The following is a 13,319-nucleotide window of genomic DNA, read 5'->3' on the forward strand; positions in this document are numbered from 1 at the left end:
CGATTCTTCGTCAGTAGCCCCGGTCCAAATATTCTTTCCGTAATCGGCACGTCGAGGGCTGTTAGCCGCAAAGCAGGCATCGCCTTGGCGATCGGCATCTCGGCGGGATCGTTTCTCTGGGCCTCCATGACCGCGATCGGCCTGACAGCATTGATTGCCGCTTATGCTTCAGTGCTGACGGCCATCAAGATTGTCGGCGGCCTTTATCTTCTTTGTCTGGCGTTCAAAGCCTTCCGCTCGGCCGCGTCCACAAAGCCGATCATGGACCCCGGCCGGGCTGGCGGCGGGGGGAGCCTCGGCACCTTTTCCTGCGGGGGTAGGACACGCAATGACGCAAAGGCGGATGTGTTCGACTACATCGAACGCTTCTACAACCGTCGCCACTCGACACTGGGCTATCTCAGCCCGATGGAATTTGAAACAAAGGTGGGACTAGCTTAACTCAGCGTCCGAAAAAGCGGCAGCAGGCCAGTGGCCGGCAATTGACCGACGCCCGTAGTAAGATAGGAACAGCCCCGGACGCACAATCGGGAATGCGGTAGTCAACCCGCGCATCAGAGCTTGATCACCGACGTCCTTCAGTTCCGCCTCCACCCATACGTGATCATCATCATGAACAGCGTTCGTCTGGACGGTCGGTTTCTCGCGCCTAAAGCATTGACAACGGACATCAGAGCGGTGTTTGCCTCACACCTTGATCACGACGCGTTGTGCCATTTCAAAGAATGCCACTTGTGACGGAGATGGCAACAACGCGCCATTTGCAACCATCAGAATAAGCTTTCATGTGTGGCAGCTCACGACCCGTTGACGACGTTAGCGGTCGTAGACTTGAGCGTACAAAACAAGGTCGGGAACCTGACCTTCAGCGCGCAATAGCATTCGGGAGTCTCTCGTGTGAGGTGTACCAGCCCCCGAGAAGGCAATCGAGATCGACCGTGCGCTCGACCAACGTGAACATCTCGCGCTGCCGTTGATCGTCCTGGGAAGCCAGAACTCGCGGTCCATTATTATTATAGCGAGGCGCTCGAGATGGCTCACGAAACGGGCGACCCGCAGATGGTTTTTCCGTGCTATCATGGGCCTGCAAGGCTCAATCTCGACGTCGGCAATATGGCAGAGGCCGAACCCTACTTGCCCCGGCGTATGGAGTTTGCGACCAGCACGGGCTCGACCGAAGCGCGGGGTGTGCTGCCTTTTTTTGACTGATCCGGGGCGAGGAGGTTGTTCATGTCCACGAGTAGCGTCAACCGCCCGCTGCAGCCGGGCGACCGGGCACCGAATGTTGTACTCGACGCGATTTCGCGCGAAGGCAAGATCGCGCTCGATGATTTTCGAGGCCGTAGCCCGTTACTGATCGGTTTGTTTCGAGGCCTACACTGTCCGTTCTGCCGGCGTCATGTCTCGGCGATGGCGCAACTCAACCCGGCCCTGAAGGAGAAAGGCATCGAATGTCTCGCCGTGGTCAAGACGCCGGTCGAACGGGCGCGGCTCTACTTCCGTTACCATCCTCTACCCAACCTTCTTAGCGCATCCGACCCGGAGGGGGCTTCGCATCGCGCCTTCGGTTTACCCATCCTCGAGCTCACGGAGAATGAAACCGAATGGCCGCACAAGCTCGGAATGGACGCGGTCATGACAATGCGGATCGATCTGCCGGGGGAGTTGCCCGTGCCGATGAACCCGGCTGCGGCGGGCGACTTTCTTGAGAAAAAGGACCGGTATGAAATGACGGAGGCCGACCAGCAGATTATGATCGCCGGTCACATGCCGCTTATCGGCGAGTTCCTGCTCGATCGGGAAGGCACTGTGCGCTGGAGTTTCACAGAAGCCGAAGAGGGAGGCCAAAATGTATGCCGAGCGCCGAGCCCCGAAGAATTGTTGTCAGCAGCTTCCCAAGTCGCACATTAATAAGCTGCTGAAAAACTTGTTCGACGACACCGTCCTGTATGATTCTGTGGGTTTGAACCATCATCGAGACACTTAGGCGCGGCGGCTAAGGTCTGCCGTAAGCTTCGTAGCGATTTCCATTCAATGCCCCGCGGAGTGACCCGGCGCTGGAGTGAGCACCCTCAGCGCATATGCGAGGCCACGTTCGCGCCTTTACGTCGTTCCGACAGGCGCCTCATACGGCAAGTTTCCACCCTTTGTCAGTCATGTTTGGATCAGCCTTCTAGTGACCGCATCGGGGCAAGGACCGGCGTTGCGGCAAAAGACGCCATGGCGAATGCGACGATGCTCGCAGTCTTCAATTTCGCGGATAGGGTCAGCATTACGTCTCCTCTTGTAAAGCCTTGCCCCTGTCTTTAATTGATTATCTAACCATTGTGCTCCCTCGCAAATTTTGCGATTGAGGCGACGATGATCGCAGCCGAAGCCGCACCGGGATCGATGTGCCCGATCACCCGCTCCCCCAGCCGCGATGCCCGCCCCTTGGCCGCCGTCATACGTCTTGTCGCTTCGCAGCCCTGGCGCGCTGCCTGCTCCGCCACGTCGAGCGCTTCGTAGGGGACCACGGCTACCGCTCGCCCGGGCGGGGCTGGACTATCGACCGGTCATCTGTAGAGCTGGCGATCTCTTTGGATCGACCGTTAACATCGCCGCACGAATAGCCGCTCTGGCTTTGCCCGGTCAATTGCTTGCCACTCAATCAGTTGCCGAGGCGGCTGTCGCCAGAGGTATCTTCGTGCGAAACTTCGGAATGGTGGCCCTCAGATCCGTAGCCGGTGAAGTCCCTCTCTATGAGATCGAGCTTGCTCCGTCGGCTGACCGGGTTGGATCGAACCGGTGTGCAAGATGCATGCACCGTATTCATCCTATAGACGGGCGCCCCACAGGGACCGTGGTTTTGTTCGCGCGCTGTGAGGAAGCATATCGACGGTCGCCGCAGATCTATGACTCGCCGCCCTCGGGTGACAGTGTGGGACTTAGGCGCGGAACACCTGGTCAAAACTGGGGTCCTTTGCGAGATCAAATCCGTCTGAAGCTGGATGGATAACCCGCTTTCTCAATGCGTACTGATTGGGCTGTATCCTTCGTCTTTCTTCGCGGTCCTGGCAGCAAGATCGATGCTGGCGGAAGCTTCCGGATCGCCGTCTTGATTGCCTTCTACACCTGCCCCTGCGATGGCCGCAGGTCATGTTCTGGATTTCGAATTCGCACATGATGGTCTCCAAACCCTCTGAGTGACCCGATATCGGGTTTCCAACGATGAGAAGGTCAATCCCGATGTGCACAAAGAGCGGCATCGCTGCGACAGCTCTCGATGGAGCGCTTCCGACGACACGCCGATATCGTAGGCCAGCTGTTCCCGCGGATATTCGATGCAGGTTGTGAAAAGCACGTGCGCCGATCTCGCATTCGGCGACGGCGGCCTTGTTGCAGAGCTTTGAGGACCTCGCCATTCGCTTCTAGCTGTGGAAGAGCGTGTGAAGAAGGATGATTGCGGGAAGGCGACGAACACGGCAGCCGCAATAATCGCGATACGGTGATTGGCTCTTCCAAGGACACGCTTGATCACCCGTCGTTTCGACCGAAGACGATGCCTCGAACAAGAGCGATGTTGGAACGGGGCGGCTCTTCTTCCCGGACGTGGCAGCCTCTCCTGAGTGATGGACGGACGTCCATTTGCCTAGAGCCTTCAGGTTTTCAGCGGGAGACTTTCCTGCCGGCAATCCTGAACGACCTTCCAGCTGACTTTCTGTGCTTCCTTCAATCCGGAGAGAGACTCGAACGCCTATATTTTCTTGAGCGACAGCTTCCATGCTTCGGTGGGAGTGCTGGATGGTGCAGGTCACCTTTAACGGGATCGTGCCCATGGGACTGAATTGAACGCTGCGCAGCAACCTTGCTCCTGGGATCGAGTTAGTCATCGAACCGGATCCTCAGAACGGCCCTTTTCGGCAAAGGTCGAAGCCACCAAACTCCAAGTCCCAGGATTTACCGCAATGAATGACGACCATCCGGAGCGCAAAAGCCCAACAACACCGGCCGCGGAAGGATTAACGCCTGCCTTAACCCGCAACATCGAAGCTATCATGCAGCGCCGCCGGCAGAGCCAAAATGCAGCGTCGGCTCAGGAGCGTTCCGCTGCTCTCATTAGCAAGTTTGCGGGTTCCATGATGTTCGTCTACATTCACATCGTGTTTTATGGCGTCTGGATCATCGCCAATGTAGGATTGCTCCCACAGGTGCCACCCTGGGACCCTTCTCTAGTGATTCTTGCCATGGAGGCTTCGGTCGAGGCGATCTTTCTCTCGACGTTTGTCTTGATCAACCAGAATCGAATGGCTGTACAGGACAATATCCGCGCCGACCTAGACCTCCAGATCAGCTTATTAAACGAACACGAAACGACCCGCCTAATCGCCATGGTCGAAGCCATTGCAAAGAAGCTTGAAGTCCCGACCGAGGCGGATCATGAGGTCGAAGAGCTAAAGAAAGACATTGCGCCGGAAGCGGTGCTGGATCGCATCCAGGCGGAAGGAGAAGACAATTAGAGATGTTTGTGTTTGTGTTGGCGCTGCGAAGCGGGACTCCCGGGCTGATGTTGGGCGGGATCCGTGGGCGAGGCGGGCCAGTTCCACGAGGTCATGATGGGGATGGACGATCTCATGCGTGCCGCAAGATCTATGCCGGAATTTCCGATACGCCGGCCTGGCAGGCGGCGCGCATGCAGACGCTGGCCGGCTCGCTCGGCCGGGTGCCGCTGGTAGCACTGCAGGTCGAACGCCGCCGCAGTTCCAGTTGAGCATGGACGCGAAATCGCAGCGGCGCGAGCGGCGGTTTAAAGCCATGACATGCGCGCGACGAGCTGCGCACCTGTTAACCCGACCGCGTCACTTAAAGCGCACCGCACCCTTCGGCAGCGCGTTGATCCCACCTTTAGAGCGTCAGCGCCCTCTATCGGCCTCTCGTCGCAGTCTTTAGGACGAGCGGTCGGCTAGACGGCGATCGAAAAGTTACTGTCGTCTTCGATCGGGGTGCTCCCTCTGGTAGGCGCAAGGATAGCATGGGATTCTGCACGGTTCAGCGTGTTGGCCAATTCTTCGGCCTCGTCGGCGGTAAGCATGTCCATAACGAAGCCATTGACGAGAGCTTTTCGGTCTGAAACCGTATCGATTACCGTCCAGTAGATGTTGAGGTTCTTCCGCAGGGCGTATCTCTGTTTTTGCATGAATGATACCTTTTCGGTTACTCGCGTTGCGTCATCATGATGAGCGTCCGTCCAATGGCAGGGTTGCGCGGACCCGACGCAGATTCTTGCCCAGCGACGCGATAACGTCCGTCCTGTCTCTGCAAGTTTTTCAGCTGGTAAGAGGATAAAGCCGGGGGCCTTCGGAGCGTATTGCCCAATGAGATAAGCGACTCGCCGAATTGGCGCTGCGACTATCCATTCGTGGCGGACGCCCGATACTTTGGTCTAGATGCGTGAGCCTACCTGACCCACGGCGGCTTCCTCGATAATCCGAGGCCGTCCGCCATCCGGACCAGGTCAACGAGAGATCTCGCCTGCATCTTCTGCATGACGTGGCCGCGATGAACCTTGACGGTCACCTCGCTCAGGCCCACTTGAGCAGCGATTTGCTTGTTGACGCTGCCCGCGACCACCAGGTTCATGATCTCGCGCTCGCGCGGCGTCAAGGAATCATAGCGGGACCGAAGCTCGGCAATGAGCGCGACTTCCTGCCTCCGAGCGCAATCGCGCTCGATCCCGGCATAGGCGGCATCGAGCAATTCCTGCTCGCGCAGCGGCTTCGTCAGGAATTCGATAGCGCCGGCTTTCATCGCCCGCACCGAGATCGGAATGTCGCTGTGGGCACTGATAAAAATGACCGGAAGCTCAATTCCAAGGGAAGTGAGCATGCTCTGAAATTCCAGGCCGCTCCGCCCCGGCAGCCTTACATCGAGAATGATGCAGCCCGGTACGTCAGGGCGCGTGCTATCCAAAAACTCCTGGCTGGAAGCGAATGTCAGTACCTCAAGTCCAACCGAGCGCAGGAGATCGCCGAGGCCTTCGCGGACAGATGCGTCATCATCAATGATGTAGACAATCTCCTTCATCCATGTCCCCAAATTTTGCGCCGGTCGGGCGGCGCCCCGGACATGGATCCATTATTTCTCCTCGGTTGGTAATGTAAACTGAAAAATGGCACCGTGGGGCTCGTTTGGCGTGGCCCAGAGTTGGCCCTTGTGAGCCTCTATGATCGAACGACTGATCGTCAGACCCATGCCCATACCCTTGGGTTTGGTACTGTAGAATGCCTCGAATATATCGCCGATCTTCGCCAGGTCGAGGATAGGGCCGCTATCGCGGACTGCCACTAAAACGGTATTGGGTGCTGCCTTTTCAGTGCTTACGATGAGCTCGCGCTCTCCTTCTGGCATCGCCGCCATCGCGTCGTTGGCGTTCACGATAAGGTTCAGGATCACCTGCTGGATTTGCACTTGGTCCCCTACGATCGGGGGCAAGCCGTCGGAGAGGTTTGTACGAAGCGACACCGCGCTACGTTCTAGGTCCGTGGACACCAGCGCAATCGTCTCGGACACGATATCGTTGAGGTTCAGCCGGTCCCTGCGTTCGGGGGATTTCTTCGCCATTGCCCGAATCCGGTCGATGACCTCGGATGCGCGAAAAGCGTCGCTGATCATGCGCTCGATGGCGCGACGGGCGGAGACGATGTCACGGGGATCTGCGTCGAGATAGCGAAGGCAGGCATTGCCGCTGCCGACTAGCCCGGTGAGCGGCTGTCTGACCTCGTGCGCGATGGAGGCTACAAGTTCTCCCATAGTGGTCAGCCTGCTTACATGGGCAAGTTCTGCTCGCGCAAGCTGAATAGCATCCTCGGCTTGCCTGCGGTCGGTGATGTCACGCGCCAGCGAAAGACGAAACCATTGCTCTTGCTGTCGGAATTTTCCGACGTGAACCTCGACTGGAAACGTTGTTCCGTCCTTACGCCGGTGGAGCGTTTCGAAAGTCGTTGGCTGTCCTGCGTCGACGCGACCCACCAATGTCGCAAGCGCCTTTTCGTCGATAGCTCCGTCAAAGTCGCGCGGGTGCATGCCAATCAATTCCTCCCGGCTGTAACCGAGGCTTTCACAGGCTTGGCGGTTGACGTCTATGACGGTCAGATCGTCGGTATGGAGGAAAAAGGCATCGGTGGCATGGTCGACGAAGGTCCGAAAGCGAGTTTCGCTTGCTCGCAGCCTCTCCTCTGCTCGCTTGCTCTCGGACAGGTCGAGCACGAAGGCCACGGCCTGGCTCCCAGCCCCCGCGAAACTTGCCTCACCGATCATCACGGGTACGTGACCGCCGTCCTTTCGCTGGTACACCTTTTCAAAGGGGCGGACGCTGCCGGTCACTCTCAGCTCGGCCTCGGCTTCGGCGTCACGCTCGCGCCATTCCGGCGGTGTCAGCTCTTTATCGAGCAGCTGACCTGCCAAGAGTTCGTCACGGCTGTAGCCCACCATTCGCAGGAACGCCTCGTTGGCCTCAATAATCCGACCGCCGATATCTCGGATAAAAATTCCGATGATGTTGGCTTCGACAAGCCGGCCTATTCGCGCTTCACGTTCTGCCAGGTCGCGGTAAAGTCCGGTGATTTCGAGCGTGCTGGCGGCTTGCGAGGCGATCAGTTTCAACACCGGAATGCGCCCCGGCGCGAAGACACGGCCCGCCAGGGTGTTTTCCAGATACAGCGCACCGATCAGCTTCGCGTGATTGATCAGCGGCAAACAGAGAATGGATCTAGCCGCGCGATGGCGGATATAGGGATCGGCCGCAAAGGCGTTTTCAACCGACGCATCGTCGAGGCTCACGACTTCCCGCATACGCATGACGTAGTTGAGAACTGATTCCGGCATCACGCCGGTGATGGCCTCATTACGCAACTCTATCAGGAACGCTTCGCCGCGGATCGTCGCCTCAGCGGCAATCCGCGGTTCGCCGCCACGCGACAGGATCAGAAGGCCACGTTCGGCTCCCGCCTGCTCGACGGCCATTCGCAGCACCGTATCGATCAGCTTGTCGACGACGATTTCGCCGGAGACCGCTTGCGACACCTTGATGACGGTGGCGAGGTCGAGATGCTCGATCGGCGCTTCGATCGTGCTTGTTGCAGCCGGCGCCGATTGTCCATCCCGCAGTTGGGGATAGGCTTCTTCGAGCTGCCGCACCTTGCCCTCGGCTCCCCAACTGAGATAACAGCGACGGGCGTTTTGAAGATAGAGGCGAGCAATCTGATCGAAGCCGCGCGCGCGGTAAAAGGCGGAAGCGCGCTCATACGCGATCGCTTCATCGTGTGGCAGCGCGTGCGCGTGCGCCAACTGGATCGCCTGTTCATAGAGGCGCTCGGCATGCAATTCACGGCTTCCCAAGCGGGCGATCTCTGCGCCAAGCAATGTTGCGCGGCTTGCGAAATTCTCCGGAGAGTGCGCGGCCCAAGTGTCGAGCTGCCGGCGGTGAGCGCGTATGGCCTTGCGATAAAGAGCTGTTTCAGTAGTCGATCCTTGCAAAGCAGAGGCCAATGAAAGGCCGGTGTAGAAATGAAATTCCGCCCGCTCGAAAATAGCGGGAGTCATCCAGAGGAGGCTTTCTGCTTTCGCCGCTGCCGAAAGTGCTGTGAGGGTATCCCCGGCAAATACACATGCCTGTAGCTTGCGGATCCAGTACAGGCAACTGCCCGGCTTGCCGTCGGTTTTAAGTTCGAATTGCTGCTCGTCGAACCCTTCATCGTTGAAGCATCCGAAGATCGGCGTCAGCCCGCGAAGCGTTCGGATGAGTTGGAGCTGCCCGCTGATGAAACCGACGGCGACTCCGAAGCCGGCCTGACGCGCGAAGTCCAGACCGGCTTCCGCATCGCGCTGAACCTGCGAGAGGGGCTCGCCAGCGGCCAGAAGATACGTCACAAGGTTATTCCGGCTCAAGACGGCGTAGGTGAGATCGCCGACCTGCTGTGCCGTTTCGAATACGCGCTGCGCAAGCGCACGGCCGGTGCGGACATGACGCGACGACGATTTCGCAAGGTTACCGAAGGCGAGGTAGACTCGTGGTTTCAGGCGTTCCATTCCGGGCTGTTCCGTCAGGTCCAGTCCGAGCAGACCGAACCGAAAACCGGCTTCATAGTTGCCGAAATAGGGCCCGAGCACCGTGCCCACAGCAGTGAAGGCATAAGGCGATGTGTCGCTGTTGCCGTGCTTGAGACTGATGTTGCCCATTCGCCCGATAACGAGGCAGCGCAGATTCTCGTTGGTAAACAGGGCCGGAGTAACAAGTGAAGTCAGAACGTCCATGGTCGCGAGCGCAACCGGGTCCGCCATAGGGGGCGAGTTAAGCAGCGCTTCGATAGGGCGGCCCCCGAGTTGTCGCCAAAGCCGCGCGTATTCCTGGCGCACCTGGCTCCTGGTCGGGTGGGACGACCACGAAATACCGACCCGGTGCAGGTAGTCGAGGCCGAATATGATGGCTTGATCGCTTCGACCCAGGCTCATGAAAAGGTCGACGCGCAGGCGCGTGACGCGGGCCAGATCGGCGAGGCTGGTGGCTCGGCTTGCCAGTTCTGCGAGTCGGGCCTGCGCCTCCGCCGGTGAGCCGGTCAAGAATTCGCATTCAGCCCTGTGGAGTTCGAGGGCGAAAGCGAGTTCGTATCGGCGCTCCCAGGCATCGGCCGGCAGGTAAGCCGCACCCGTGCCGGCATAGGAAAGCGCCGATTCGTATGCAGCCGACGCCTTGGCGCGGCGAGTGGCAAGCAGGTTCAAGTCCGCGAGACGCTCGCGCTCTTCACCGGGCGCGATGAGCGCGCCGCCGCAGTTGAGTTGGCCGACAATCTCGAAAATATTATCCTCGAGTGCCTGCGGCGGCGTATGCATCAGCAGGAGGCGCCCAATGGAAAGATGCGCTGCCGCCCGCTCATCTTCAGGGATCAGCCCATACGCGGCCTCCTGAACACGATCATGCAGGAAGCGGTATGATGACCCCTCTTCAAGCAGCACGAGTCCGGCCCGCGCCGCTGCCCAAAAGGCTGCATGAACAGCGTCGTGATTTTCGCTCCGGATCAGAGCCAGGGTATCAACCGCCGCGTGATTGCCGAGACATGCTAGCATGTTCAGGGCAGCCTGCGTGGTATCGGGCAGGCGCCGCAGCTTGCTTAGCATAAGATCCACGACGTTATCGGTATAGCCTTTGGCTCGTATGCGATCGAGATCCCAATCCCAGTGCGTCTGTTCGCGATTGAATTCGAGCAGGCCTTCCTCCGGCAGCGTGCTCAGGAACTGGAGTGCGAAGAAAGGATTGCCTCCGCTCTTCTTGTGCACTAGCCGCGCAAGCGGCTGGGCACGCTTGCTTCCGCAATGAAGAGCGTCGGCCAGCATCCGGGTCAGATCTTCCAGCCTAAGCGGGGTCAGTACGATTTCATGCACTTGGCCACCGGCCTCCCGGATCGCTGTCAGCCGGCGGATCAGCGGATGGGTGGACGATACTTCGTTGTCGCGATACGCGCCAATGAGCAGCAGGTGACGCATATCCTGCTGGGTGCACAAATCTTCAAGCAGATCGAGCGTTGCTGCGTCCAACCATTGGAGATCGTCTAGAAACAGCGTGAGCGGATGTTCTGCTTTGGCAAACACTCGCAGTAGGCGCCTGATGTTCAATTGGAAGCGGCGTTTGGCGTCCTGAGGCGGCAAATCCGCAATCGCTGGAAGCCGGCCAATGAGAGATTCAAGTTCCGGAACAAGCGTTACCATCAGGCGACCGCTCGCGCCCAATTCTTCGGTTAAAGCAGCGCGCCAGGGCACGAGTTCCGCTTCACTCTTGCCCAGCAGCCCTCGGACGAGGCCTTGCAGGGCCTGCGCTACGCTCGCATAAGGGATGTGACGCTGGTTCTGGTCGAATTTGCCGGAGGCAAACAGCCCACGCGGCGGCACGAGCGCGCGGTGGAGCTCATTCACGACCATGGATTTGCCCACGCCGGCATGACCCGAAACCAGCACCAGCGTCGGCCCAGCGCCCGCGACGACCCGGTCGAATGCGGAGGTTAGGGCGGCGATCTCGCGTTCGCGGCCATAGGGCCGCTCGGGAATTACCAGTCTGTCCGGCACATCGCGTGTCCCGAGCGGAAAATCTGCGATCCGCCCATACTTCTCGCTCTCGACGAGGGCACGTCGCAGATCCGCCTCTAGCCCGGCGGCCGTTTGGTAGCGTTCCTCTGCGTTCTTGGCGAGCAGCTTCATCACGATCGCCGAGATAACGCCTGGTAGCCCTCTTACACGCTCGGACGGCGGCACCGGTCGCCTGGCAACGTGGCAGTGCACCCATTCCATCGGCTCCGAAGCAGTGAACGGCAACTGGCCGGTGATCATTTCGTAGAGCGTGATGCCGACGGCGTAGAGGTCACTACGCGAGTCCACCGATCGGTTCATGCGGCCGGTCTGTTCGGGCGCCATGTATGCGAGGCTGCCAGCAATGACCTCAGGGGGCTCGGCGGACTGGCGCTCACGAGAAAGATGCGACGCCACTCCGAAGCCCGTGAGACGGACTCGCCCGTCCGCCTCGTCCGCCAGTATATTCGCCGGCTTGATGTCCCTGTGAATGAGGCCGCATCCGTGAGCCTTGCCGACTGCCGCCGCAATGCTCTTGGCAAGACGCAAAATGACAGTGAGTTCGCCGGCCATGCCACGGCTGTGCCGTCCCATCAACTGCGGAAGGGGCACGCCGCCGCAATCTTCGAGGACGAGTATGGTACGACCATTTTCGGTTTTGAAATCCAGCGGTTTGGCTGCCCACTGCCGGTCGAGTTCATCTTTCAGGCGATATTCGTGGGCCAGTCTGTCGAGGCTGGTTCGACTGGGATGTTCGGCTGCAAGCTGCACCCTCAGAACGGCTTTTGATGCTCCGTCGCTGCTCCGGATCAGCTCTCGTGTAAAGATGCGATCGCCGTCACTCCAGGAGGATTGTGGCTCGTGGTACCGAAGGTCAGTCGAATTCTGCTGGCCGATGGAAGCGACAGCGCGCTTCCGCCCGAACATGTTCTTCCTGGTCTTCTGCGCATCTTTGACCGTGTCGTCCATGGCACACCGCTCGCTTCGATGCTGCCCGCATACCATCTGAGGCGCAGGCATCGCAGATCCAATCAAGCTTCACCGACTTCCCTCTCATGTCAACGAGCCTATGCTTCGGATTATCGAAGCGGTCGCATCTCGGTTGATCTACCTCCGACTCAGGTTCCGGTGCATGTTGTTAAGTCAGTTTCGCGACGAGCAAAGCTGCGGCAACACGGTTTCATGCTTTAAAAAGCGCCGCGCCGGCAAGGGTGAAGGTCTCGCGGTCAAGCAAAACGCCGGCGCGGCAAGTCGGCCCGTGATGGGAGGGTGTCTCTTTTAGGGCCGTTGCAACATTAACTCTGCCTAGAGTGCCCTCGCTATTATGCCGAAGTATATTTGTTTAGCCTTTTCGCCCGATTCCTAAACCAAACCAATTCTGCCGATCAGGAGGTCGCCCTCTTTCGTGCTGATCACCCAGCCGCGAGCATCCCATTGGAGGCTATCTGCAGCGAGTGGCGCAACCTCTTTAATTTTGCAAGCGGGCCCAACAGGAGCTCAACGCGCTTCAGATGACGCGCAATATGCTCGAACGCCTTCGGGGAAAGCGCAGCAATGCGCCGGGCTGGGCGGACGAGGGTGACATAGATCTCGTCATCATAGGCACCCATGGCCAGACGTGCGTACTGAATCTTCCCCCGGGGCAGTGGCATCTCGTATTGTTAACGAGATTGAGAACGATGTGCTGTTGGTACACTCGCAGTGATCGTAGCCACCGGAATCAAGCGAAGCAGTTGAAATTCCATAAACACCTCTTACGCCACTGAGAGTGAAAAACCGGGGTCAACGGTTCTGGCACGGTGAGAGCTTTCAAGGCCAACGACCGGCTTATTGCCATAGAGTTCACGTTTTAGGCCAGGAAGATCGCATAATGGATCGATGGGAACCAGCCGGGGCGCCAGGCGAAGATTACAAGCGTCAGCAGGTACAAATGAAAGGAATGCAAACGCCTTAAATGGCTTCGAACCGTAAACCATCAGCGCTTATGCAGGCATGAGGTAGCCGAGAGGCTTCCAGTGATCAATCAGCGAGAGGTTCAGCAACGCCTGCGCAGCCGCCATGCAGATTTCAAATGGTCACATCTTGACTTTCAATTAGTCATTGCCGTAATTTCAAATAGTCATCAAGGGAAATGTGGCTGTGGCGCTTTATCCAAGGCTTGTCGAGCAACGCGTGGCCGACGCCATGTCAGACACGCGAGTCGTGCTGGTCGTGGGCCCCCGACA

Annotated in this window: 4 protein-coding genes and 5 pseudogenes; 5 read left to right on the forward strand and 4 right to left on the reverse strand. The window is 58.7% G+C overall.

Going from position 1 to position 13,319, the window contains the following annotated elements; all coding sequences use genetic code 11:
* Positions 1-18: 18 nt before the first annotated feature.
* The 4 genes and pseudogenes from GGI60_RS32510 to GGI60_RS21935 all read left to right on the forward strand — a co-directional run.
* A pseudogene (locus GGI60_RS32510) lies at positions 19-243 on the forward strand (LysE family translocator); the annotation flags it as partial.
* A gap of 75 nt (positions 244-318) precedes the next feature.
* Positions 319-441, forward strand: a pseudogene (locus GGI60_RS21925) (IS3 family transposase); the annotation flags it as partial.
* 460 nt (positions 442-901) lie between these two features.
* Positions 902-1,209: pseudogene (locus GGI60_RS21930) on the forward strand (hypothetical protein); the annotation flags it as partial.
* Between the two features lie 21 nt (positions 1,210-1,230).
* The gene (locus GGI60_RS21935) at positions 1,231-1,911 is read left to right on the forward strand and encodes a peroxiredoxin-like family protein (RefSeq protein WP_183918245.1); all 681 of its coding nucleotides are present in this window, start codon (positions 1,231-1,233) and stop codon (positions 1,909-1,911) included.
* 407 nt (positions 1,912-2,318) lie between these two features.
* Here the strand turns inward: GGI60_RS21935 and GGI60_RS21940 are convergent.
* Positions 2,319-2,489, reverse strand: a pseudogene (locus GGI60_RS21940) (DAK2 domain-containing protein); the annotation flags it as partial.
* Between the two features lie 1,458 nt (positions 2,490-3,947).
* Here GGI60_RS21940 and GGI60_RS21945 point away from each other — a divergent pair.
* Positions 3,948-4,499, forward strand: coding sequence for a DUF1003 domain-containing protein (locus tag GGI60_RS21945; RefSeq protein WP_183918243.1), 552 nt, complete (start codon positions 3,948-3,950; stop codon positions 4,497-4,499).
* Positions 4,500-4,961: 462 nt separating this feature from the next.
* Here GGI60_RS21945 and GGI60_RS21950 read toward each other — a convergent pair.
* The 3 genes and pseudogenes from GGI60_RS21950 to GGI60_RS21960 form a co-directional block, all read right to left on the reverse strand.
* Positions 4,962-5,176, reverse strand: a pseudogene (locus tag GGI60_RS21950) (hypothetical protein).
* Positions 5,177-5,436: 260 nt separating this feature from the next.
* On the reverse strand, positions 5,437-6,063 hold the full coding sequence (locus GGI60_RS21955; protein ID WP_183918241.1) for a response regulator transcription factor: 627 nt from the start codon (positions 6,061-6,063) through the stop codon (positions 5,437-5,439).
* A 51-nt stretch (positions 6,064-6,114) separates the two neighbouring features.
* Complete coding sequence (locus GGI60_RS21960; RefSeq protein WP_183918239.1) at positions 6,115-12,063, reverse strand: AAA family ATPase; 5,949 nt, start codon at positions 12,061-12,063, stop codon at positions 6,115-6,117.
* Positions 12,064-13,319 lie beyond the last annotated feature (1,256 nt).

This window comes from Rhizobium lentis (genome assembly GCF_014200175.1).
GTDB lineage: Bacteria > Pseudomonadota > Alphaproteobacteria > Rhizobiales > Rhizobiaceae > Rhizobium > Rhizobium mulingense.